The organism is Streptomyces sp. NPDC046821 (genome assembly GCF_040645335.1).
Lineage (GTDB): Bacteria > Actinomycetota > Actinomycetes > Streptomycetales > Streptomycetaceae > Streptomyces.
This window is the reverse complement of record NZ_JBEYYB010000002.1, coordinates 515419-537339: the sequence shown is the minus strand read 5'-3', so window position 1 is coordinate 537339 and position 21921 is coordinate 515419. Positions and strand designations below refer to the sequence as shown.

The 21921-nt window shown below is 69.3% G+C and carries 19 protein-coding genes; 13 read left to right on the top strand and 6 right to left on the bottom strand.

The window, feature by feature from the left end; translation table 11 throughout:
* The first annotated feature begins 145 nt into the window (after window positions 1-145).
* The 3 genes from ABZ893_RS05935 (at window position 146) to ABZ893_RS05925 (ending at window position 4000) form a co-directional block, all read left to right on the top strand.
* Window positions 146-1033: a FadR/GntR family transcriptional regulator gene (locus ABZ893_RS05935; RefSeq protein ID WP_361397375.1), complete on the top strand. Its 888-nt coding sequence runs from the start codon at window positions 146-148 to the stop codon at window positions 1031-1033.
* Between the two features lie 507 nt (window positions 1034-1540).
* Entirely contained in the window at window positions 1541-3013 is a 1473-nt protein-coding gene (locus ABZ893_RS05930) for an RNA polymerase sigma factor (protein ID WP_361397372.1), read from the top strand.
* Between the two features lie 156 nt (window positions 3014-3169).
* The gene (locus tag ABZ893_RS05925) at window positions 3170-4000 is read left to right on the top strand and encodes a serine protease (protein WP_361397369.1); all 831 of its coding nucleotides are present in this window, start codon (window positions 3170-3172) and stop codon (window positions 3998-4000) included.
* A gap of 127 nt (window positions 4001-4127) precedes the next feature.
* Here the strand turns inward: ABZ893_RS05925 and ABZ893_RS05920 are convergent, their stop codons facing one another.
* On the bottom strand, window positions 4128-4358 hold the full coding sequence (locus tag ABZ893_RS05920; RefSeq protein ID WP_207826496.1) for a hypothetical protein: 231 nt from the start codon (window positions 4356-4358) through the stop codon (window positions 4128-4130).
* Window positions 4359-4801: 443 nt separating this feature from the next.
* On the opposite strand from ABZ893_RS05920, the gene ABZ893_RS05915 reads away from it, so the two are divergent.
* The 6 genes from ABZ893_RS05915 (at window position 4802) to ABZ893_RS05890 (ending at window position 11751) form a co-directional block, all read left to right on the top strand.
* Complete coding sequence (locus ABZ893_RS05915) at window positions 4802-6937, top strand: DNA topoisomerase IV subunit B (protein WP_361397366.1); 2136 nt, start codon at window positions 4802-4804, stop codon at window positions 6935-6937.
* A 171-nt stretch (window positions 6938-7108) separates the two neighbouring features.
* Complete coding sequence (locus ABZ893_RS05910; protein ID WP_361397363.1) at window positions 7109-7633, top strand: DUF1453 domain-containing protein; 525 nt, start codon at window positions 7109-7111, stop codon at window positions 7631-7633.
* On the top strand, window positions 7630-8784 hold the full coding sequence (locus tag ABZ893_RS05905; RefSeq protein WP_361397360.1) for a histidine kinase: 1155 nt from the start codon (window positions 7630-7632) through the stop codon (window positions 8782-8784). The genes ABZ893_RS05910 and ABZ893_RS05905 overlap by 4 nt, the downstream gene beginning before the upstream one ends.
* A 68-nt stretch (window positions 8785-8852) precedes the next feature.
* Complete coding sequence (locus ABZ893_RS05900; RefSeq protein ID WP_361397357.1) at window positions 8853-9572, top strand: response regulator transcription factor; 720 nt, start codon at window positions 8853-8855, stop codon at window positions 9570-9572.
* A gap of 95 nt (window positions 9573-9667) precedes the next feature.
* On the top strand, window positions 9668-10162 hold the full coding sequence (locus tag ABZ893_RS05895; RefSeq protein WP_361397353.1) for a DUF485 domain-containing protein: 495 nt from the start codon (window positions 9668-9670) through the stop codon (window positions 10160-10162).
* Window positions 10159-11751 (top strand): cation acetate symporter, encoded by a 1593-nt coding sequence (locus ABZ893_RS05890; protein ID WP_361397350.1) that lies wholly within the window; start codon window positions 10159-10161, stop codon window positions 11749-11751. Before ABZ893_RS05895 ends, ABZ893_RS05890 begins: the two co-directional genes overlap by 4 nt.
* Window positions 11752-11948: 197 nt before the next feature.
* On the opposite strand, the gene ABZ893_RS05885 is transcribed toward ABZ893_RS05890, so the two are convergent.
* Window positions 11949-12641, bottom strand: a complete 693-nt coding sequence (locus ABZ893_RS05885; RefSeq protein ID WP_361397347.1) for a response regulator — start codon at window positions 12639-12641, stop codon at window positions 11949-11951.
* A 160-nt stretch (window positions 12642-12801) separates the two neighbouring features.
* Here ABZ893_RS05885 and ABZ893_RS05880 point away from each other — a divergent pair, with 160 nt between their 5' ends.
* The 3 genes from ABZ893_RS05880 to ABZ893_RS05870 all read left to right on the top strand — a co-directional run bounded on the left by ABZ893_RS05880 (window position 12802) and on the right by ABZ893_RS05870 (window position 15669).
* Window positions 12802-13617, top strand: a complete 816-nt coding sequence (locus ABZ893_RS05880) for an ABC transporter ATP-binding protein (RefSeq protein WP_361397344.1) — start codon at window positions 12802-12804, stop codon at window positions 13615-13617.
* Entirely contained in the window at window positions 13607-14476 is an 870-nt protein-coding gene (locus ABZ893_RS05875; RefSeq protein WP_361397341.1) for an ABC transporter permease, read from the top strand. The genes ABZ893_RS05880 and ABZ893_RS05875 overlap by 11 nt, the downstream gene beginning before the upstream one ends.
* Before the next feature lie 128 nt (window positions 14477-14604).
* Window positions 14605-15669, top strand: coding sequence for an ABC transporter substrate-binding protein (locus tag ABZ893_RS05870; RefSeq protein WP_361397338.1), 1065 nt, complete (start codon window positions 14605-14607; stop codon window positions 15667-15669).
* Between the two features lie 12 nt (window positions 15670-15681).
* On the opposite strand, the gene ABZ893_RS05865 is transcribed toward ABZ893_RS05870, so the two are convergent.
* From ABZ893_RS05865 to ABZ893_RS05850, 4 genes are all read right to left on the bottom strand, one after another.
* Entirely contained in the window at window positions 15682-16362 is a 681-nt protein-coding gene (locus tag ABZ893_RS05865) for a response regulator (RefSeq protein ID WP_361397335.1), read from the bottom strand.
* On the bottom strand, window positions 16359-18125 hold the full coding sequence (locus ABZ893_RS05860; RefSeq protein ID WP_361397333.1) for a sensor histidine kinase: 1767 nt from the start codon (window positions 18123-18125) through the stop codon (window positions 16359-16361). The genes ABZ893_RS05865 and ABZ893_RS05860 overlap by 4 nt, the downstream gene beginning before the upstream one ends.
* Before the next feature lie 219 nt (window positions 18126-18344).
* A complete protein-coding gene (locus tag ABZ893_RS05855; RefSeq protein WP_361397330.1) occupies window positions 18345-19316 on the bottom strand; it encodes a sucrase ferredoxin in 972 nt (323 codons plus the stop codon).
* 10 nt (window positions 19317-19326) lie between these two features.
* Window positions 19327-20613, bottom strand: coding sequence for a citrate synthase (locus tag ABZ893_RS05850; RefSeq protein ID WP_361397327.1), 1287 nt, complete (start codon window positions 20611-20613; stop codon window positions 19327-19329).
* Between the two features lie 108 nt (window positions 20614-20721).
* Here ABZ893_RS05850 and ABZ893_RS05845 point away from each other — a divergent pair, with 108 nt between their 5' ends.
* Window positions 20722-21888 (top strand): citrate synthase/methylcitrate synthase, encoded by a 1167-nt coding sequence (locus tag ABZ893_RS05845; RefSeq protein WP_361397324.1) that lies wholly within the window; start codon window positions 20722-20724, stop codon window positions 21886-21888.
* Window positions 21889-21921 lie beyond the last annotated feature (33 nt).

Here is a 21921-nt window from a genome sequence, read left to right as displayed (position 1 = left end):
GCCGCGCGGCCTCGCCCACAACTCCCTGGAGACCGCCCATTTCCATCCGATAAGGCGTCAATTGCGACGAGGTAAGCGATCACCCTTTCGTGTGCTTTTCACCAAAGACCTCAAGGGACTTGGGGGCGGCGCCGACAACAGATCCGTGAGTACCCTTGCGCACACCATGATGACCGCCGCCCGCTCCGCCGAGTCAGGCCTGGCCGGCCCGGGCGAACTCGACCGTTACCCCTACGGGGAGGCCTCTGGCGCCGACCGCGTCGGTGCCCCCGTGTGGGACGTCGCGGACCAGGACCTCGGCAGGATGGGGCGCCGCGCCGCCGGCAGCCGCGGCCGCGGCCTGCACGGCCAACTCGTCCAGCAGCTCGGCCAGATGATCGTTTCCGGAGACCTCGGCGCGGACCGCCCGCTCGTCCCCGAGGAGATCGGCCAGCGATTCGAGGTGTCCCGCACCGTCGTCCGTGAGTCGCTCCGCGTCCTCGAGGCCAAGGGCCTGGTCAGCGCCCGACCCAACGTCGGCACCCGCGTCCGCCCCGTCAGTGACTGGAACCTGCTCGACCCGGACATCATCGAATGGCGCGCCTTCGGTCCGCAGCGTGACGATCAGCGCCGCGAGCTGAACGAGCTGCGCTGGACGATCGAGCCCCTCGCCGCCCGCCTCGCGGCCGGGCACGGTCGTGACGACGTCCAGCAGCGTCTCACCGACATGGTCGAGATCATGGGCCACGCCCTGGGGCAGGGTGACCCGATCACCTTCGCCCGCGCCGACGCCGAGTTCCACTCCCTGCTCATCCAGCTCGCGGGCAACCGAATGCTGGAGCACTTGTCCGGAATCGTGTCGGCGGCCCTCCAGGTGTCCGGCGGCCCCGTCACGGGCTGCGACCGTCCGAACGAGTCGGCTGTCGCGCACCACGCCCGGATCGCCGACGCCCTCGCCGCGGGTGACGGCACAGGCGCGGAGGCGGCCATGCGTCAGCTGCTCACCGTCCACCCCGAAGTCGAACGTGTGGTCCCCGCGCCCCGCGAGCACTGAAGGACTTCGCGGCGTTCCGGCGTCCCGCCGCCGAGACCCGGTGTTCGACGCGCCGCACGGTCCGGGCGTGCCCACCCATGTTGCTCGTGTGTCGTCGGATCGCGCCTGTTCCGTTGGAACCGGCGCGATCCGGCCACACATGCGCTGTCCATGGGTTCCGCCGATGTGGCCTGGGTACTCGAAGAGTGGCCATGTTTGACCGTATCCATTAGTTTTTGATCGCTTACGGGGTGTGACTCGGGCCACGCAGATTGGGCGTAACGCTCCTCGGAACAGCGCGATGACCTAAGAGGTGACAGCCGAGGAGGGAATACAGCTGCCGCGCATGGCGCTGTGCATCTTCCCGGCCCCCGCACGCGCCGTCGGCTCATCCCTCAGTCGGCGGTCGTCGGCTCCAGTCCTCACAGGACGGGGCCGGAAGCCGTTTTCCATCGTTCCGAGAGGTTGTTCGTGTCGGCCAGCACATCCCGTACGCTCCCGCCGGAGATCGCCGAGTCCGTCTCTGTCATGGCGCTCATTGAGCGGGGAAAGGCTGATGGCCAGATCGCCGGCGATGACGTGCGCCGTGCCTTCGAGGCCGACCAGATTCCGGCCACTCAGTGGAAGAACGTTCTGCGCAGCCTCAACCAGATCCTCGAGGAAGAGGGTGTGACGCTGATGGTCAGTGCCGCGGAGCCGAAGCGCCCCCGCAAGAGCGTCGCAGCGAAGAGCCCGGTCAAGCGCACCGCCACCAAGACTGTCGCCGCCAAGACGGTGACGGCCAAGAAGGTCGCTGCCACGGCCACCCCCGAGTCGTCGTCCGCCGCGGCTGACACCGAGGACGCCGAGCCCAAGAAGGCCGCAGCCAAGAAGACGACGGCCAAGAAGGCCGCCGCGAAGAAGACCGTCGCCAAGAAGGCCGCGACGCGGAAGACGTCCAAGAAGGACGACGAGATCGACGACGAGGTCACCGAGGAGACCCCCGGTACGGCCAAGGCCGAAGGCGAGCCCGGCGAGGAGGGCGCGCAGGGCTTCGTCCTGTCCGACGAGGACGAGGACGACGCGCCCGCGCAGCAGGTCGCCGCGGCCGGCGCCACCGCCGACCCCGTCAAGGACTATCTGAAGCAGATCGGCAAGGTCCCGCTGCTCAACGCCGAGCAGGAGGTCGAGCTCGCCAAGCGCATCGAGGCCGGCCTGTTCGCCGAGGACAAGCTGGCCAACGCGGACAAGCTCGCGCCGAAGCTCAAGCGCGAGCTGGAGATCATCGCCGAGGACGGCCGCCGCGCCAAGAACCACCTCCTGGAGGCCAACCTCCGTCTGGTGGTCTCCCTGGCCAAGCGCTACACCGGCCGCGGAATGCTCTTCCTGGACCTGATCCAGGAGGGCAACCTCGGTCTGATCCGCGCGGTCGAGAAGTTCGACTACACCAAGGGCTACAAGTTCTCCACGTACGCGACGTGGTGGATCCGCCAGGCCATCACCCGCGCCATGGCCGACCAGGCCCGCACCATCCGTATCCCGGTGCACATGGTCGAGGTCATCAACAAGCTCGCGCGCGTGCAGCGCCAGATGCTCCAGGACCTGGGCCGCGAGCCCACCCCGGAGGAGCTGGCCAAGGAGCTCGACATGACCCCCGAGAAGGTCATCGAGGTCCAGAAGTACGGCCGTGAGCCGATCTCCCTCCACACCCCCCTGGGTGAGGACGGCGACAGCGAGTTCGGTGACCTCATCGAGGACTCCGAGGCGGTCGTGCCGGCCGACGCGGTCAGCTTCACGCTTCTCCAGGAGCAGCTGCACTCCGTCCTCGACACCCTGTCCGAGCGCGAGGCGGGCGTCGTCTCGATGCGCTTCGGCCTCACCGACGGCCAGCCGAAGACGCTCGACGAGATCGGCAAGGTCTACGGCGTCACGCGTGAGCGCATCCGTCAGATCGAGTCCAAGACGATGTCGAAGCTGCGCCACCCGTCGCGCTCCCAGGTCCTGCGCGACTACCTGGACTAGTCGCGACCGCCCGGACGCGTTCCGGGTGGCAACAAGCGCGTAGCCGAAGGGTCCGGCCCCCTCGCGGGAGCCGGACCCTTCGGCGTGCTCGTGTGCATGACGCACGAAGTTCACTCACGCTGGGTGTGTCGACAGAACCCAGAGTGAGGACACCGCATGATCCGTCCCTTCGCCCGAAAGCAGTTCCGGGCGCCTGCCCTGCTGGCAGCAGGGCTCTTGCTGCCACTGGCTTCCCCCGCCACATCGGTGGCGGACAGTGTCGTCGTCGGTGGCCGGCCGGTCCATGTGGCCGACAATCCGTGGGTGGTCGCACTGTCCAGCCGTGACCGGTTCGGCGGTACGCGGGCCGGTCAGTTCTGCGGAGGTGTCGTCGTCGGGCCGTCCACCGTCATGACCGCCGCTCACTGTCTGAGCGAGGAGGTCCTGGGTACGCCGCTGCGCTCCGTCAGTGACCTCAAGGTCATCGCGGGCCGTGACGACCTGACGACCAGCGCGGGGGCGGAGATCCCGGTGCAGCACATGTTGGTCAACCCCAAGTACGACCCTGCGACCAACTCCGGCGATGTGGCGCTCATCACCCTGGGTACGCCGCTGCCCGCGAGGTACGTGATCCCCACGGCGGAGTCGGGTGACGATGCCTACAAGGCCGGCACCGGCGCGGAGGTCTACGGCTGGGGCGACACGGTCGGAACCGGTGACTACAGCAACACGCTGCGCGCCGCCGGTCTGCACGTCTTGAACGACTCGGTGTGCAAGGAGGCGTACCCCGGCAGCGCGGACGGGACGTATCGCGCCGACACGATGCTGTGCGCGGGGGAGCTGCAGGGCGGGCGGGACGCCTGTCAGGGCGACAGCGGTGGCCCGCTCGTGGCGGATGGCCGCCTGATCGGGCTTGTGTCATGGGGGAGCGGCTGTGCGCGCCCTGGGCGCCCTGGTGTCTACACCCGGGTGTCGGAGGCCATGCGGGTCATGCCGACGCCCACCTGACACCTTCAAGGCGTTCTGTGGGTATGAGTCGGGACTGAGCGAGGACGGGCGGTCAATCCCTGTGGTGCAGGGGTTGACCGCCCGTGGACCGGCCTGGGCCGGAGCTGGCTCGTCGTGGTGCGAGGCGTCAGCGTTCCTCGGTCTCGGCGCTTGCCGGAACGGCGGTGAGGCGCTCCGTCTCGTCCTGTATCTCAGCGGCGATCTTCTTGAGTTCCGGCTCGAACTTGCGTCCGTGGTGGGCGCAGAAGAGCAGTTCACCACCGCTGATGAGGACAACGCGCAGGTACGCCTGGGCGCCGCAACGGTCACAGCGGTCAGCGGCCGTCAGCGGGCTCGCGGGGGTCAGAACAGTAGTCACGTCGCCTCTTCTCTAGCTCGACGAGCTGTCGTACCAGGGTCAACATCCAACCAGGCCGAAAACGTTCCCGCTCGTGGCTTTTCCTCGAAAATTTCTTTCCGAGGGGCTGTCTGTTGCCGGTTGGCGGCGAATGTGCCGTATTGCGTCTCTTACGTGTCTTACGGGTTCGCGCGTTTTCATCAGGTCGGTCCTCTCCGGCTGGCTTGCCGGTTTGTAGATGAGGACGTGCCCGGAGCCTAAATGGTTCATGCCTCGAAGGGAACGTGATGTGGGCTTCACCCCATCGAGGGATCGAACATGCATACGATGCTGGACTAGTCTGGGCTGAGGGCGAGGGTGGCGTTACAACGGCTCTACCAGGCCTCGGTACCCTCTGAGCGGCGACCGAAGCCGGCCCCTTACCCAAAAGGGTCCCAACTGAAATTCAGCGAGGAGCGAACTGCGTGACCGCCGAAACGTCCGTGCCGTCCACAGCGCTGCTGACCGGAGCAGGCGGCATCGTGGACAAGGACAGTTCCAACTACACCGCGCGGCACCTGCTCGTCCTTGAGGGGCTCGAGGCGGTACGCAAGCGCCCTGGCATGTACATCGGGTCGACGGACAGCCGTGGCCTGATGCACTGCCTCTGGGAAATCATCGACAACTCCGTCGACGAGGCCCTCGGAGGCTACTGCGACCACATCGAGGTCATCCTTCACGACGACGCCTCCGTGGAGGTGCGGGACAACGGCCGCGGCATCCCCGTGGACGTGGAGCCCAAGACCGGACTCTCCGGAGTCGAGGTCGTCATGACCAAGCTGCACGCGGGCGGCAAGTTCGGCGGCGGCTCCTACGCGGCCTCCGGCGGTCTGCACGGTGTCGGCGCCTCCGTGGTGAACGCGCTCTCCGCGCGGCTCGACGTCGAGGTCGACCGTGGTGGGAACACGCACGCGATCAGCTTCCGGCGCGGTGTCCCCGGCGCCTTCGCCAAGTCCGGTCCCGATGCGACGTTCGACCCCTCCGCGCGACTGAGCAAGATCAAGCGGATCCCGAAGACCCGCAGCGGTACGCGCGTGCGCTACTGGGCCGACCGCCAGATCTTCCTCAAGGACGCCAAGCTCTCTCTGGAGAACCTGCACCAGCGCGCCCGCCAGACCGCCTTCCTCGTGCCCGGCCTGACCATCGTCGTGCGCGACGAGTACGGGCTCGGCGACGGCGGCAGCAAGGGTGAGGAGTCCTTCCGCTTCGATGGCGGAATCAGTGAGTTCTGCGAGTACCTCGCGGCTGACAAGCCGGTCTGCGACGTCCTCCGCTTCTCCGGCCAGGGCACCTTCAAGGAGACCGTCCCCGTCCTCGACGACCACGGTCAGATGACGCCGACCGAGGTCACGCGCGAGCTCGGTGTGGACGTGGCGCTGCGGTGGGGCACCGGTTACGACACGACCTTGCGGTCGTTCGTCAACATCATCGCCACCCCCAAGGGCGGCACCCACGTGACCGGCTTCGAGCGCTCGCTCACCAAGACGATGAACGAGGTGCTGCGCTCCCAGAAGCTCCTGCGCGTCGCCGAGGACGACGTCGTCAAGGACGACGCTCTGGAAGGTCTGACGGCGGTCGTCACCGTCCGCCTCGCCGAGCCCCAGTTCGAGGGCCAGACCAAGGAGGTCCTGGGCACCTCGGCGGCCAACAGGATCGTCGCGGGCGTCGTCGCCAAGGAGCTCAAGGCGTTCCTGACGTCCACCAAGCGCGACGCGAAGGCCCAGGCCCGCGCGGTCATGGAGAAGGCCGTCGCCGCAGCCCGTACGCGGATCGCGGCCCGCCAGCACAAGGACGCGCAGCGCAGGAAGACGGCCCTGGAGTCGTCGTCCCTGCCGGCCAAGCTCGCCGACTGCCGCAGCGACGAAGTCGAGCGCAGTGAGCTCTTCATCGTCGAGGGAGACTCCGCGCTCGGCACCGCCAAGCTCGCGCGGAACTCCGAGTTCCAGGCGCTCCTGCCGATCCGGGGCAAGATCCTCAACGTCCAGAAGTCGTCCGTCTCGGACATGCTGAAGAACGTCGAGTGCGGTGCGATCATCCAGGTCATAGGAGCCGGGTCGGGGCGGACCTTCGACATCGACGCCGCGCGCTACGGCAAGATCATCCTGCTCGTCGACGCCGATGTGGACGGGGCGCACATCCGTACCCTGCTTCTGACCCTCTTCCAGCGCTACATGCGGCCGATGATCGAGGCGGGCCGCGTGTTCGCCGCGGTGCCGCCGCTGCACCGCATCGAACTGGTGCAGCCGAAGAAGGGCCAGGACAAGTACGTCTACACGTACTCGGACCGCGAGCTGCGCGAGACGCTGCTGGAGTTCCAGCGCAAGGGCGTCCGCTACAAGGACTCGATCCAGCGCTACAAGGGCCTCGGAGAGATGGACGCCGACCAGCTGGCCGAGACGACGATGGATCCGCGCCACCGCACGCTGCGCCGGATCAACATCGGCGAGCTGGACGCCGCGGAGCAGGTCTTCGATCTGCTCATGGGTACGGATGTGGCGCCGCGCAAGGAGTTCATCAGCAGCTCGGCCGCGACCCTCGACCGGTCCCGGATCGACGCCTGACGTGACCCCGACGCCGGCTCCACCCGTGGGTGGAGCCGGCTGATCCACCCACGATCCACCCCAGCTCCGATCCCGTGAACCGGCCTTTTCCGTAACTTCGAATGCGTTGGCCGACGTGGCTCGACCTCGTCGGACGTCGCACTCGCACTTCTCGGAAAATCGGAGGCCGTCATGTCCGGGCTCGCCAACGTGCTGGTGATCATCGCCGTCGTCGTGCTCGTGGTCGCCCGCCAGTTCACGGCGCAGCGGGTCACCACGGACAGGCGCTGGTGGGTCGTGCCCGGCGTGCTCGTCGTCATGGCCGTACGCGAGCCGGACCTCCTCGATCCCCACCACCAGGCCCTGTCGGCCGCACTCATAGCCCTCGAACTCCTCGTCGGCCTCGCCATCGGCGCCGGCTGGGCCTGGACCACTCGACTGTGGACCGCCGAGGACGGCACCGTGTGGAGCAGGAGCACCAAGGCGAGCGGCGGCGTCTGGGCCCTCGGGGTGGCCATAAGGGGCGGTCTCTACGCTGCCGGCGCGGCCTTCGGCGTCAAGCAGGGCAGCGCCGCGCTCATGCTCGCCCTCGCGGCCACCCTGCTGGTCCGCTCCGGAGTCCTCGTCTGGCGCGCGCAGTCCGTGCGGCCCGCACCCCAGGAGGCCGCGGCGTACGGTGACGCCGTGCGCGTGCCGCTGTGGAAGGACCGTGTGTGACGACCGAAGCCTGGACCACCTGGCCCTCACGCGAGGCGCTCTCCCGCGAAGGGCTCACCCGGGCGAGGCGGCTCCTCGCCCGGGTTGTACGGACAGTCGCGCTCACGGCCCTGGTGTGGAGCGCCGTGGCCGAGCGGGGGATGCACGGCTGGGTCCTCGCCCTCGCGCCGATCATGCTCATTGCCTGCGGAGCCGCGGCTGTCGCCTTCTTCCGGACCACGTTGGAACACATGCTGTGGCCCTCCGTGGGCCTGCTCGCCCTCCTGATGGGCGCGGCGTTCCTGGCGGAGCAGACCGGATTCAGAGGGCCCGCCCTCGTGCTCTGGTGCGGCTGCGCCGTCACCGCCCTGGAGCGGCTTCCACTGATCGCGGCCGTTCCGCTCACGGCCGGAGCGCTCACCGGGTTCGCGATCCTCAACAACGACGCGTGGTTCACGACAGCGGTCACCACCGTCGGACTCTGCCTGGCGGGCTACGTCCTGCGCCTGGACGCGGAGGCAAGAGGGAACGCCCAGCGGCTGCTCCGCCAGGAGAGAGTGGCGCGGGCGGCAGAGGCGGAATCCGCCGCCCTGGCCGAGCGCGCCCGGATCGCCCGCGAGATCCATGACGTCCTCGCCCACAGCCTCTCCGCCCAGCTCGTCCACCTCGAAGCGGCACGCCTGCTCATCGAGCGCGGAGCGGACCTGGACCAGATCCACGAGCGGGTCGTCGCCGCCCGCGCCATGGCCCGCGACGGCCTCACCGAGACCCGCCAGGCGCTCTCGGCGCTGCGCGGTGAAATGACCCCGCTGGAGGACTTCCTGCGCGAACTGGTGGCCACGGACGGCGCGACGGTCTCGGTGGAGGGGGATCGGCGCCCACTCTCCGTGGAGACGTCACAGACCGTACGCAGAGTCGCCCAGGAGGCCCTGACGAACGTACGCAAGCACGCGCCCGGTGCGAAGACGCAGGTCAGACTTGAGTACGGCGCCGACCAAGTGACCCTCTACGTAAGGGATTCGGGGTCGGTCGAGGCTTCCGCGGAGCTCACTGTCAGTGGTTCCGGCTACGGTCTGTTGGGGATGAGGGAGCGTGCCGAGTTGCTGGGCGGCACGCTGGAGGCTGGGCCGTACGAGGAGGGTTTCGCAGTGACGCTGAAGGTACCGCTGTGAGTGGGACGGACCCGGGGGCGAGCGGGGGCAAGTCGGGGGTGAGTAGGACGGACGCCGGGGTGAAGGGGGTGGATCGCAGTGTGGACGCGGGCCGTTCGCGGGCGGACGGTGCGGCACGCAAGGACGCGAGAGTGGTCGTCGCCGACGATCAGACGGTCGTGCGTGAAGGCATCGTCATGCTGCTCGGGCTGCTGCCCGGCGTCGAGGTCGTAGGTGCGGCCGGTGACGGTGACGAGGCCGTCGCGCTGGTCGCCCAACTCGCCCCGGACGTCGTTCTCATGGACCTGCGTATGCCGCGCTGTGACGGCGTGGAGGCGACGCGGCGCATCCGGTCCCAGTACCCCGGCACCCAGGTGGTCATCCTCACCACCTACGCGGACGACGAGTCGCTGTTCCCCGCGCTCAAGGCCGGCGCCCGTGGATATCTGACCAAGGACGCGGGTGGCGACGAGATCGTGCGGGCCATCGAGGACGTGCTCTCCGGTGCCGCGGGGCTGTCCCCGAGCATCCAGCGGCGGCTCCTTGAGCGCCTCGCGGAGTCGCCGCCGACGCCCGCCCCCAGCGAGCCGCCCGACGGGATCACGGCGCGCGAGGCCGAGGTACTGGTGCTCATCGCCGAGGGGTTGAGCAATCAGGAGATCGCGCGGGCCCTGCACGTCTCGACCGCGACGGTGAAGACGCACATCAACAACCTCTTCGCCAAGGCCGGTCTCAAGGACCGCGCCCAGGCGGTGCGGTATGCCTATCGCCACGGCCTTGTTCAGCCACCGGGCTCCGCAATCACCTAATGGAGTGAAGGCAGGTGTGAGAAGAGTCCGGGATCTTCCCGATCTGCCCATCCTTGGGCACGCGGCCTAGGTGGCCCGCGGACAAGGAGAGTTCGGTGGAGAAGCACGACGGGCGCGAGGTGGCGCAGACCCGGCCCGGTGATCGCGTAGTTCTCGGCGATCCCTGGTACGACGCGCTGGCCTCCGGGTGGGGCGAGTTGGACGGCACGGGGGCACCGGCCCCGGCCGTGCCTCCCCAGACCGGGCCCCCGGAGCGGAGTGCGGCCGCGATCTACCTGGAAGTGCAGCGCAGTGCCGCGTTCCAGGAAGTGCGCAGCCGCTACCGGAGGTTCGTCGTCCCGGCCGTCGCCGTGTTCTTCACCTGGTACCTGGCGTACATCGTGGCGGCGACGACGGCCCCCGGGCTGATGGACAGGCCCGTCGCGGGAGCGGTGAACGTGGCGATGCTGGCGGGACTCGGACAGTTCCTCAGCACCTTCCTGCTGACCTGGCTGTACGCGCGCCACGCGCGCCTGCGGCGCGATCGTGCGGCGCTCGAACTGCGCTGGGACACCCAGGAGATGACCCGAGTGATCGGTGGGCAGCGGTGACCGGGAACCATCAGACGCTGGCGCTGGTGCTGTTCAGCGCGGTCGTCGCCGTCACGCTGGGAATCACCACGTGGGTGAGCCGCAACAGACACGGATCGGCGGAGGAGTTCTACGCGGGCGGCCGGCTCTTCTCCCCCATGGAGAACGGTTTCGCCATCGCGGGCGACTACATGTCGGCCGCATCCTTCCTCGGCATCTCGGGCCTCATCGCGCTCTTCGGCTACGACGGCCTGCTCTACTCGGTCGGGTTCCTCGTGGCCTGGCTCGTCGTACTGTTCCTTGTCGCCGAACTCGTGCGTAACTGTGGCCGGTTCACGCTCGCCGACGTCGTCGCGGCCAGGATGCGGGAGCGCCCGGTGCGAATCGCGGCGGGAACTTCTTCGGTGACGGTGTCCGTTCTCTATCTGGTGGCGCAGATGGTGGGTGCGGGCAGCCTGGTCGCGCTGCTGCTCGGTGGCACCGGCGGAGCCGTACAGGCGTGGACCGTCGTCGGTGTCGGCGGACTCATGGTGATCTACGTGTCGTTGGGAGGGATGCGCGCCACCACCTGGATCCAGATCGTCAAGGCCGTTCTGCTCATGGGCGGGGCGATCACCCTGACCGTGCTCGTCCTGGTCCGTTTCCACGGTGACTTCGACCAGCTGCTGCGTACGGCCGCGCAGCGCAGCGGGCACGGGGCCGCGTTTCTCGCGCCGGGACTGAAGTACGGGGGTGACTGGACCTCACGTCTCGACTTCATCAGCCTGGGACTCGCCCTTGTACTGGGCACGGCAGGCCTGCCGCACATCCTGTCGCGCTTCTACACCGTGCCGACGGCCCGAGCCGCGCGCCGCTCGGTGATCTGGTCCATCGGGCTCATCGGCAGCTTCTACCTGATGACCATCGTCCTCGGCTTCGGCGCTGCGGCGGTCGTGGGATCCGACGCTGTGCGCGGGTCGAACGCGGCGGGGAACACGGCGGTTCCGCTGCTCGCGCTCGACCTGGGCGGCGGCCCGGACTCGACAGGGGGAACGGTTCTGTTCGCGGTCGTCGCCGCCGTCGCGTTCGCCACGATCCTCGCGGTCGTCGCCGGGATCACGCTCGCCTCCTCGGCCTCCGTGGCCCACGACCTGTACGCGTCCTGGCGCCGCCCCGACGCCAAGCCGCGCAGCGAGGTCGCAGTGGCCCGTGTCGCCGCGGTCGGCATCGGCGTGGTCGCGATCGCTCTGGGACTGCTCGCGAAAGACCTGAACGTGGCATTCCTTGTGGGCCTCGCCTTCGCCGTGGCGGCCTCCGCGAACCTGCCCGTCCTGCTCTACTCCCTGTTCTGGCGGAACTTCACCACACGCGGCGCGGTGTGGTCCGTCTACGGCGGGCTCGGTCCGGCCCTCGTCCTAGTGCTGCTCTCCCCGGTGGTGTCAGGGAGCCCGACGTCGCTGTTCCCGGGCGTGGACTTCCAGCTCTTCCCGTTGGAGAACCCCGGTCTCGTCTCGATCCCCCTCGGCTTCCTCGCGGGGTGGATCGGCACGATCACCTCGACCGAGCCGCCGGACGAGGCCAAGCACGCCGAGACGGAGGTCCGCGCGCTGACCGGCGCGGGAGCGGTCTGAGGGGCGCACCGCACGCCCCTTGCGCAGGCACGTTCCTCCGGCGGCACGTTCCTCGGGCGTCCCGCCACCGCGGACACGGGTCCGTTCAGGCCCGTGCTCGCGCAGGACCGCGCGGCGGAGGGCCAGCCCGCCTCAGCCCCGGTGCTGCGTGCGCATCGGCGCCTCAGGGCGCCACCGTTCTGCGCGCGCATCGCCCCTCAGGGCGCCACCCACACGTACCGGTGCTCGGGCCGCCCCGTATCCCCGTACTTGAGCGAAAGGCGGAGTCGGCCCGACTGTTCCATGTGCCGCAGATACCGCTGGGCCGTGGAGCGGCTCAGGCCCGTTTCCGCCGCCACCTCGTGCGCCGAAAGGGGATGGTCCGCGCGGTGGAGCACGCCGCAGATGAGATCCGTGGTCGGTTCCGACTGGCCGCTCGGCAGGCCGGGCGACGCGGGCATCGGCACAGCCCGTAGCGCGCCGAAGATGCGGTCGACCTGCTCCTGGCCGGCCGCTCCACGCCCGCTCACCCGGTCGACGGTACGCCGCAGGGCCGCGTACGAGTCGAGGCGTGAACGCAGCGCGGCGAAGGTGAACGGTTTCACAAGGTAGTGCAGGGCCCCTTGGCGCATCGCCGCCTGCACCGTCAGGACGTCGCTCGCCGCCGTGATCATGATGACGTCGGTGTTGTGGCCGCTCTCCCGCATCCGGTGGGCGAGTTCGAGGCCGGTCATGTCGGGCAGGTAGTGGTCGAGCAGCACGAGGTCGATGCGCTGGCGCTCCACGGCCGCCAGCGCCTGCGCGGCGTTGTGGGCACGCGCGGCCACCCGGAAGCCGGGAACCTTTCCCACGTACTTCGCGTTGATCTCGGCGACACGGAAGTCGTCGTCCACGACCAGGACGTCAATCATCGGGCCTCTCTCCCTCAAGCCCAGGCGAGCTGTTAAGCCCGTGTTTCGGCTCAGCTGTTGTAGCGCGAGCAAAACGAGCACAACAGCCTCTTGCAAGCAGAAGTACACCTTGCGCCCAGAAGACTGATGCGGTGTCCCAGGTCACACCTACCTTCCCGGCATGAGCACAGACACCGGCCCCGCCATCGAACTGCGGGGCGCTAGCAAAACCTTCCGGACGCCGTCGGGCGGCCTGCACACCGCGGTCCGCGAGCTCGATCTCACCGTCGGACGTGGCGAGTTCGTGGCCGTCGTCGGCCCCACGGGCTGTGGCAAGTCGACCACCCTCACCCTCGTCAGCGGCCTGGAGGAGCCCACCGAGGGCGAGGTCCTGGTGGCCGGTGAACCTGTCGAGGGAGTGGGCGACAAGGTCGGATTCGTCTTCCAGCAGGACGCGACCTTCCCCTGGCGAACTGTTCTGTCGAACGTCATGGCGGGCCCGCGCTTCCGCGGCGTCCCCAAGGCCGAGGCGAAGGCCAAGGCCCGCGAGTGGCTGGCCCGCGTCGGGCTCGCGGCCTTCGAGGACCGCTACCCGCACCAGCTCTCCGGAGGCCAGCGCAAGCGCGTCGCACTCGCCGCCACCTTCGTCAACGACCCCGAGATCCTGCTCATGGACGAGCCCTTCTCGGCCCTCGACGTGCAGACCAGGGCCCTGATGTCGGACGAGCTCCTGGAGCTGTGGGAAGGCACGGGCGCCTCGGTCGTCTTCGTCACCCACGACCTGGAGGAGTCCATCGCGCTGGCCGACAAGGTCGTCGTCATGACGGCCGGCCCGGCCACTGTCAAGCAGGTGTTCGACATCGACCTGCCGCGCCCCCGCAAGGTCGAATCGGTCCGGCTGCTGCCGGAGTTCATCGAGATCTACCGCGAGATCTGGGAGTCCCTCGGCGAAGAGGTCCGCATCACGCGCGAGAGGGGTGCCGCCGATGTCGCATGACACCGCCACCGCCCTGCCCGCCGCCGGCGCCGAACTCACCAAGTCGGACCGCGCCGTCTCCAGGGCCCGCGCCGCGCGCCGGCGCAAGATCGTGATCGGCGGCGCACGCATCCTGCTCCTCGTCGCCGTCCTCGGCATCTGGGAGGCGCTGTCGCGCGCCGCGATCATCGACCCGTTCAACTTCTCCATGCCCTCCAAGATCTGGGACCAGATCTGGACGTGGATCACGCACGGCACGGCGCTCGGCTCGCTCGGCGAACAGGTCTGGTACACGCTCTACGAGGCGCTGCTCGGCTGGGTCATAGGCGTGACCGTAGGTGTCGTCTGCGGTATCGCGCTCGGACGCATCACCTTCCTCGCCGACGTCCTCGGCCCGTACATCAAGGTCCTCAACTCGATCCCGAGGATCGTGCTCGCCCCGATCTTCGTGATCTGGTTCGGACTCGGCCCGGCCTCCAAGGTCGCCTCCGCCGTCGTCCTGGTGTTCTTCCCGGTGTTCTTCAACGCCTTCCAGGGCGCCCGGGAAGTCGACCGGAACCTGGTCTCCAACGCCCGCATCCTGGGCGCCACCGACCGCCGCGTGACGCTTCAGGTCGTCATCCCGTCCGCCACGTCCTGGATCTTCACCAGCCTCCACGTGAGCTTCGGCTTCGCGCTGATCGGAGCCATCGTCGGTGAGTACATCGGCGCCACCAAGGGTGTCGGCCTCCTCATCGCGCAGTCCCAGGGCACGTTCAACACGAGCGGTGTGTACGCGGCGATGGTCATCCTCGCCGTCGTAGCGCTGCTCGCCGAGGGGCTGCTGACCTTCGCCGAGCGCCGCATCTTCCGCTGGAAGCCGACGAATTCGGACAGCTGATCCCTCCGGGGCGAGCCCTTAAATCGCCGCCCCTTCCCCGCACCGCTCCACGTGCATCCCCGCACCCCCTCCCCGCACCGCTCCACCCCATTGCTTCCCCAACCCTCTTCACAAGGACGTGAACCACCATGCGTAAGACCGCGCGGCTTTCCGCCCTCGCTGCGACCGGCCTGCTGGCGCTCTCCTCGCTCACGGCATGTGCCAACGACGCCGCCAGCACGACCCACAGCTCCGGCAACAAGGCGGACGGCAAGGGCGAGAACGTCAAGATCATGGTCGGCGGCCTGGACAAGGTCATCTACCTGCCGGCGATGCTCACGGACCGGCTCGGCTACTTCAAGGACGAGGGCCTGAATGTCGAACTCCTGAGTGAGCCCGCGGGCGTTCAGGCCGAGACGGCCCTCGTCTCCGGCCAGGTCCAGGGAGCCGTCGGCTTCTACGACCACACGCTCGACCTGCAGACCAAGGGCAAGGCAGTCGAGTCCGTCGTCCAGTTCTCGCGTGCTCCCGGCGAGGTGGAGATCGTCTCGAACGAGAAGGCGAAGACCATCACGTCGCCCAAGGACTTCAAGGGCAAGAAGCTCGGCATCACGAGCCTCGGCTCCTCGACCGACTTCCTCACCAAGTACCTGGCGGTCAAGAACGGCGTTCAGCAGAACGAGTTCTCGCCGGTCGCCGTCGGCGCGGGCCCGACGTTCGTGTCCGCGCTCCAGCAGGGCTCCATCGACGGCGGCATGACGACGGACCCGACCGTCGCCACGGTCCTGGACAAGAAGCTCGGCAAGATCCTCATCGACATGCGGACCCCGGAGGGTTCCGAGAAGGCGCTCGGCGGTCCGTACCCGTCGTCGAGCCTCTACATGCAGACGGACTGGGTCAACAGCCACAAGCCCACGGTCCAGAAGCTCGCCAACGCCTTCGTCAAGACGCTCAAGTGGATGTCCACGCACAGCGCCGACGAGATCGCGGCCAAGATGCCCGCCGACTACTCCCAGGGCGACAAGAAGCTGTACGCCGAGGCGATCAAGTCGACTCTGCCGATGTTCACGACGGACGGCGTGATGCCCACGAACGGTCCCGAGACTGTTGAGAGCGTGCTCAAGGCGTTCAACCCGAACATCAAGAACGCCAAGGTCGACCTGAGCAAGACGTTCACCACCGAGTTCGTCGACAAGGCGGCCAACGCCGGCTGAGCCGTACGTCCCTCAGGTGCGGGTCGCCCAGACATAACGATGCTCTGGGCGGCCCGCATCGCCGTATTTGAGGGTCAGTCTGGCCCTCCCCGTGCGCTCCAGAAGCTTCAGATAGCGCTGGGCCGTCTGCCGGCTCAGCCCCGTCTCCTCCGCGACCTCGAGCGCCGAGAGCGGGCCCTCGGCGTCCACCAGCGCCCTGCGGACGAGCTCCGCCGTGCTCAGCGAGTGGCCCTTCGGCAGAGTCGGCTCCGAGTCGACGGACAGCGCGCCGAAGATCCGGTCGACCTGCGCCTGCTCGGCCTCCCCGCCGCCGTCCAGCGTGCGGCGCAGCCCCGCGTACGCCTCCAGCTTCGCCCGCAGGCCCGCGAACGCGAACGGCTTGACCAGGTACTGCAGCGCGCCGAGCCGCATCGCGGCCTGCACCGTCGAGACGTCCCGGGCCGCCGTCACCATGATCACGTCGGTCAGATGACCGCGGCGCCGGATCTCCTGCACGGCCGCCAGGCCCGTCTCGTCCGGCAGATAGTGGTCCATGAGGATCAGGTCGATGTGCGGCTGCGTCTCGACCTCTCGCAGGGCCTCGGCGGCACTGTGGGCCTCGGCCACCACGTGGAAACCGGGCACCTTCTGAACGTAGGCCGCGTTGACCCGGGCGACGCGGACGTCGTCGTCGACGACCAGCACTTCGATCATCGCGGGTTCTCCTTCGTGGTGGTGGCCGTGGGGGGAACCGCGGGAAGCGGAGCCGTCGGCAGGGGTGCCTCGGTGGCCTCCGGCGCGAGGTCGGTGTCCGTCAGCGCGTCCGACGCGAGGTCTGGGTCCGTCAGCCCGTCCGACGCGAGGTCCGGGTCCGTCAGTGCCTCCGGCAGGACGACGACGAACTCGGCGCCCCCGCCTTCCGGTTCGACGACATCGGCGCTGCCGCCCTGACGCTCCGCGAGCCTGCGCACGAGGGGGAGGCCGAGGCCGCGCTTCCCGTGGGACGGCAGCTTCTTGGTGGACCAGCCGTCCGTGAAGATCAACTCGCGGCGGCTCTCCGGAACGCCGGGCCCCGTGTCCCGGACCCGCAGCTCCACGGTGCGGTCGTCGGCCCGTATGTCGACCTCCACGCGCGCGTGGAGGGTGCCCGCGACCGCGTCCACCGCGTTGTCGACCAGGTTCCCGACGATCGTGACCAACCCCCGAGGGTCGATCAACCTGTCCGGGAGCAGCGTCGTGTCGGAGATCCACAGGGCCACGCCGCGCTCCGCCGCCACCGTCGCCTTGCCCACCAGAAGGGCCGCGAGCAGCGGATCGTGCACCTTCTCGGTCACCTGCTCCGCCGTCGCCCGGTGGTCGCCGACCACCTCGCCGACGAACTCCACGGCGTCGTCGAACATCTCCAGTTCGAGCAGCCCGAGGAGCGTGTGCATACGGTTGGCGTGTTCGTGGTCCTGGGCGCGCAGGGCGTCGATCAGACCGCGCGTCGAGTCCAGTTCCCGGCCCAGCTGTTCCAGCTCGGTGCGGTCGCGCAAGGTCGCCACGGCGCCGCCGTCGTCCGTGGGCATCCGGTTGGCGATGAGGACGCGCTGGCCGCGGACCGTCAGCAGGTCCGTTCCTGTGGCCCGGCCCGACAGCACATCGGTCGTACGTCCCGGGCCGAGCGCGTCGTCGAGCGACTGTCCGATGACCTCGTCGCCGATGCCGAGGAGCCGGTGCGCCTCGTCGTTGAGCAGCCGGATCCGGCCGCTCCGGTCGAGCGCCACGACCCCTTCACGAATGCCGTGCAGCATGGCCTCGCGCTCCGACAACAGCGCCGAGATATCGGAGAAGGCCAGGTCACGGGTCTGCCGCTGCACCCGGCGCGAGATCAGGTAGGCCGCAAGCGCACCGACGGCGAGGGCCCCGCCCGCGTACGCGAACAGACCCGGAATCGCATGGATGAGGCGCGCCCTGACGCTGTCGTACTCGATGCCTACGGAGACGGCGCCCACGATGTCGCCCCGCGCGTCGCGCAGAGGAACCTTTCCGCGCGCCGAGCGGCCCAGGGTGCCGCTGTCGATCTCCATGACCTCGTGGCCCGCGAGCGCCTCGCTGGGGTCGGTGGAAACGATTCCGCCGACCTCGCCAGGGTCCCTGTGGGACCAGCGCACGCCTTTCTTGTTCATGATCACGACGTACGAGGCGCCGCTGGCCTTACGGATGCGCTCGGCCTCCCGCTGGACGGGGCCGTCGACCGTGGGGCGTGAGCGCGCCAGATCGTCGGCGATGCGCGGCTGGGCCGCGGTGGTCTGCGCGATCGCGAGCGCGCGGCGCATGGCCTGATCGTCGAGCTGGTCGCTGAGCGGCGCGAGGAAGAGCCCAGTCGCGAGGACGGCCACCCCGGCGGCGATCGCCACCTGCATGAGCAGAACCTGCGCGAAGACGCGTCGAGGCAGGCTGAGACGCAGCCGGCGCGAGGGGGGAGTGGGGCTCATACGAAGCACCGTACGGGGCGGGCGGCGTCCGCCCGTAGCGGTTGTGGTGGGGATCTCGCGCTGTGTAGCGGAGACGGCCGGAATCTGACGCTCCGTAGCGGACGGTGTGGTTCTAACGGTGCTGTTCTAGTGGTGCGGTTTAGTGGGGGTACGGGTGTGTGGCGGGCGTCGCGCGGACGGTCTCCCGGCGTCGGGCCCCACAGGAGCGCTCCAGGACGCTCAGCGCCCGTTGCTGACCGCCCCTGTCCTATTCGCCGGAGAACCGGCCCCTATCTCGTCCACCGCGATGACGTCCATGCGCGCCGGAGTGCCCAGCGCGGCGCCGCAGCTCTCGGGGCGCGGAGGCAGCGAAACCCCCTGCTCCACGGTGACGCGCCAGTGTCGGCCATCCGTGTGAACGACGGTCACCTCCCAGCGCGGAGCCTCGCCCTCCGCACCAGCGACGCTCACGACACCCTCGACGTTCAGCACCCCAGCGGCGTCGACCCCGGCCGACGTCCGTACGGCGAGTTCCGCTGCCTGCCCCGGACGCCCCCAGGCGGAGTTCCCACGGCACCCTTCCGTGACGACGCGGCCCGCGCGGACCGCGTCGAGAACGGTCCTGACGTGGGCGGCGTCGGCACGGCCGTACGCGTATCCGTGCGGCAGGACGAGCAGTGTGGGGGCGAAGCGGTGGCCGCCCAGGTGGGTGACCTCCCAGACGCCGTCCTGGCCGGACGCGGCGAGGTCGGCGGCGAGCGGCCGGCCCAGGAGGGCGCAGCAGCGGTCGCGCTTGGCGTTGGTGCAGACGAGCGCGAGGGGCGCGCCGTCGTGCGGCGTGCCGAAGCCCTGGTGATCACCGGCTCCCAGGGCGGCGAAGTCGAGGGAGAGCAACTCCTCCGGAGACTCGGTCATGTGGCCGCGCAGCCATGTGTTTCCCGGAACTGTGTGGGCCACATACACATTGCGGCGGAAGGCGGCGGTGTGGCGGTCGGCGTGCCGGCCCGGTCGCCGGATGAGGGCGACGCGGACTCCGGTCCCTTCCGCGGCCGCCTCCAGGGCCCGGCCGAGTTCCGGGTCCAGATGACTGGACGTCAGCGCCTTCGCACCCCAGGGGCCGGGCTGCTCTATCAGCAGCCAGGTCCTCGCGGTGGCGGCGGTCCCCGCGAGAGGCTCGTTCAGATCCCGCGAGGCGGTCGCACACGTACTCACACAGGGGAGCCTAACCCCGCTCTTCCGGCAGCGGACCAAGAGGTGTGGGCAGCGGCTGGGGCGGGCGCAGGCCCACGTACTGGCCGCTCGGCCGCATCCGTAGCGGGCGCTCGCCGTACTCCTCCAGGGTGTGGGCGATCCAGCCCGCGGTCCGGGCGACCGCGAAGACGGTCTCGCCGGCCTCCGCGGGCATCCCGCACGAGACGGTGAGGACCGCGAGGGCGAGGTCGACGTTGGCGTGGAGGTCTGTGTGACGGGCGGTCGTCGCCACGATGTCGCGGGCCGCGGCGAGCGCCGGGTAGGCCCTGGGGATCTCTTCGAGGAGGGCGAACAGGGCCTGAGCCCGCGGGTCCTCGCCCTGGTAGAGGCGGTGCCCGAGGCCCGGGACGCGGCGCCCGGCCCGCAGTTCGTCCGCGACGACCGGAGCGGCGCTGCCGCGGTCGAGAACGTCGAGGAGCATACGGTGCGCGAGGCCGCTGGCGGCGCCGTGAAGGGGGCCCTCCAGGACGCCGAGACCCGCGGACACGGCCGCGTACGCGTGGGCGCGTGCCGACGCGGCGACGCGGACGGCGAGTGTCGACGCGGCGAGGTCGTGGTCGACGAGCAGCGCGAGTGCCGTGTCCAGGGCGCGCAGTGACGGATCGTCAGGTTCGTGTCCGCTGAGGCGTCCCCAGAGACGCTGCGCGAGCGGGCCGCCGTCGCGGTGCGTGTGCCGTACGGGCGGCAGGGCCGCCACCAACGTGGGGATGAGAGTGCGGGCCGTGCCGAGAACGGCTTCTTCGGAGAGGTCGAAACGGAGCGGGTCGGCGACTGCCGCGGCGACCGCCGCGACGCGCAGGCGGTCGACGGGACTGCTGTGCTCGGGCAGCGCTCCCGCGGCGCGCCGGGCCGCGGAGAGGGACTGCCTGGGTGCGGTGAACCGGATCCCGGGCCGCAGCGCGCCGGTCCACAGCCACTCGGCGACTTCTTCGTAGGTGTGGTGCGCGGCCAGCTCGGCGGCGTCGACCCCTCGGAAGTAGTAGCGGTCCTTGTCGATCAATGTGATGCGGGTACGTACGGAAAGCTCGCCGGGGGGCGAACTGGCCGCGGGTTCCCGCTTGTTGCGCTGCGCGAGCGCCGCCACCTCGTCCGCGTCGAACGTGCTGCCGCGCGAGCCGGGTCCCGCCCGGCGACTGCTCAGCTGACCGCGGCTCACGTATGCGTACACGGTCTCGGGCTTCACGCCCAGCAGCTGGGCGGCCTCCTTGGTGCTGAGTCGCCGGGCTTCCCGTGCGGGGTTCGGCTCGTGATCGGTCATGGGCGTCACCGTATCCGGATCGCGTGCATTGATTTATGTATTGATTGAATCAATATTGACATGAGATGAGTCAAGCATAGAGAGTCGAATCAAGTCGAGGGAGGAAACATGTCGACCAACGGGACCATGACCGCTCCTGCCGACGTGCCGCGCGGACTCGCGGGCGTCGTCGTCACCGACACCGAACTGGGTGACGTCAGAGGGCGTGAGGGCTTCTACCACTACCGCCAGTACTCGGCCGTCGAGCTCGCGCAGACCCGCAGCTTCGAGGACGTATGGCACCTGATGATCCACGGCGAGCTGCCCGACGCCGCGCGGTCCGCGGCCTTCGCCACGCGGACGGCCGCCCTGCGCCGACTGCCTGACGTCGTCCAGGCCGCGCTGCCCGCGATCGCCCGCGCCGGCGCGCTCTCCGGCCCGCTCGCCGGACTGCGCAGCGCCCTGTCGCTCTTCGGCGCCTCGCAGGGCTTCCGGCCCGTGTACGACATCGACGACGAGCGGCGCCGCGAGGACACTCTGGCCGCGACGGCGGTCGTCCCGACGCTGCTCACGGGGCTGCACCGGTTGGGTGAAGGCCTCGAACCGGTCGAGCCGCGCGAGGACCTGTCGTACGCGGCCAACTACCTCTACATGCTGACGGGTTCGGAACCCGACCCGGCTCATGCTCGTGCCGTCGAGCAGTATCTGATCTCAACCATTGACCATGGGTTCAATGCGTCAACGTTCACAGCAAGGGTGATCACGTCGACCGGTGCCGACGTCGCGGCCTGCCTCGTCGGTGCCGTCGGGGCGCTCTCCGGGCCGCTGCACGGCGGTGCGCCGAGCCGAGCACTCGACACCCTCGACGCGATCGGTACGCCGGACCGTATCGACGGCTGGATCCGCGAGCGGGTCCTCGCGGGGGACCGGATCATGGGCTTCGGTCACCCTGTCTACCGGACGGAAGATCCGCGCTCGCGGATGCTGCGCGGCATCGCCGAGAGGTTCGGCGGACCGATGGTCGAGTTCGCCGTCGAGGTCGAACGGCAGGTGGAAGCGATCCTCGCGGAGCTGAAGCCGGGACGGGAACTTCACACGAACGTGGAGTTCTACGCGGGCGTGGTCATGGAGCTGTGCGGGTTGCCCCGCGCGATGTTCACCCCCACGTTCGCCGCTGCGCGGGTGGTGGGGTGGAGCGCCAACATCCTTGAGCAGGCGCGGGATCCGAAGATCATCCGCCCGGCGGCGCGCTATGTCGGGCCGACGGCTCCGCAGCCGGTACCGGTCATGCCCTGAACACACCGAAGCCCGGCCCCTCGTCGGGACCGG

Bases quoted from the DNA above. Each gene is read 5' to 3' on its own strand.
- ABZ893_RS05870 (WP_361397338.1), top strand. From the start codon at position 14,605: ATGCGTAAGACCGCGCGGCTTTCCGCCCTCGCTGCGACCGGCCTGCTG.
- ABZ893_RS05845 (WP_361397324.1), top strand. From the start codon at position 20,722: ATGTCGACCAACGGGACCATGACCGCTCCTGCCGACGTGCCGCGCGGA.
- ABZ893_RS05885 (WP_361397347.1), bottom strand. From the start codon at position 12,641: ATGATTGACGTCCTGGTCGTGGACGACGACTTCCGTGTCGCCGAGATC.
- ABZ893_RS05930 (WP_361397372.1), top strand. From the start codon at position 1,541: ATGGCGCTCATTGAGCGGGGAAAGGCTGATGGCCAGATCGCCGGCGAT.
- ABZ893_RS05880 (WP_361397344.1), top strand. From the start codon at position 12,802: ATGAGCACAGACACCGGCCCCGCCATCGAACTGCGGGGCGCTAGCAAA.
- ABZ893_RS05925 (WP_361397369.1), top strand. From the start codon at position 3,170: ATGATCCGTCCCTTCGCCCGAAAGCAGTTCCGGGCGCCTGCCCTGCTG.
- ABZ893_RS05865 (WP_361397335.1), bottom strand. From the start codon at position 16,362: ATGATCGAAGTGCTGGTCGTCGACGACGACGTCCGCGTCGCCCGGGTC.
- ABZ893_RS05910 (WP_361397363.1), top strand. From the start codon at position 7,109: ATGTCCGGGCTCGCCAACGTGCTGGTGATCATCGCCGTCGTCGTGCTC.
- ABZ893_RS05850 (WP_361397327.1), bottom strand. From the start codon at position 20,613: ATGACCGATCACGAGCCGAACCCCGCACGGGAAGCCCGGCGACTCAGC.
- ABZ893_RS05875 (WP_361397341.1), top strand. From the start codon at position 13,607: ATGTCGCATGACACCGCCACCGCCCTGCCCGCCGCCGGCGCCGAACTC.
- ABZ893_RS05860 (WP_361397333.1), bottom strand. From the start codon at position 18,125: ATGAGCCCCACTCCCCCCTCGCGCCGGCTGCGTCTCAGCCTGCCTCGA.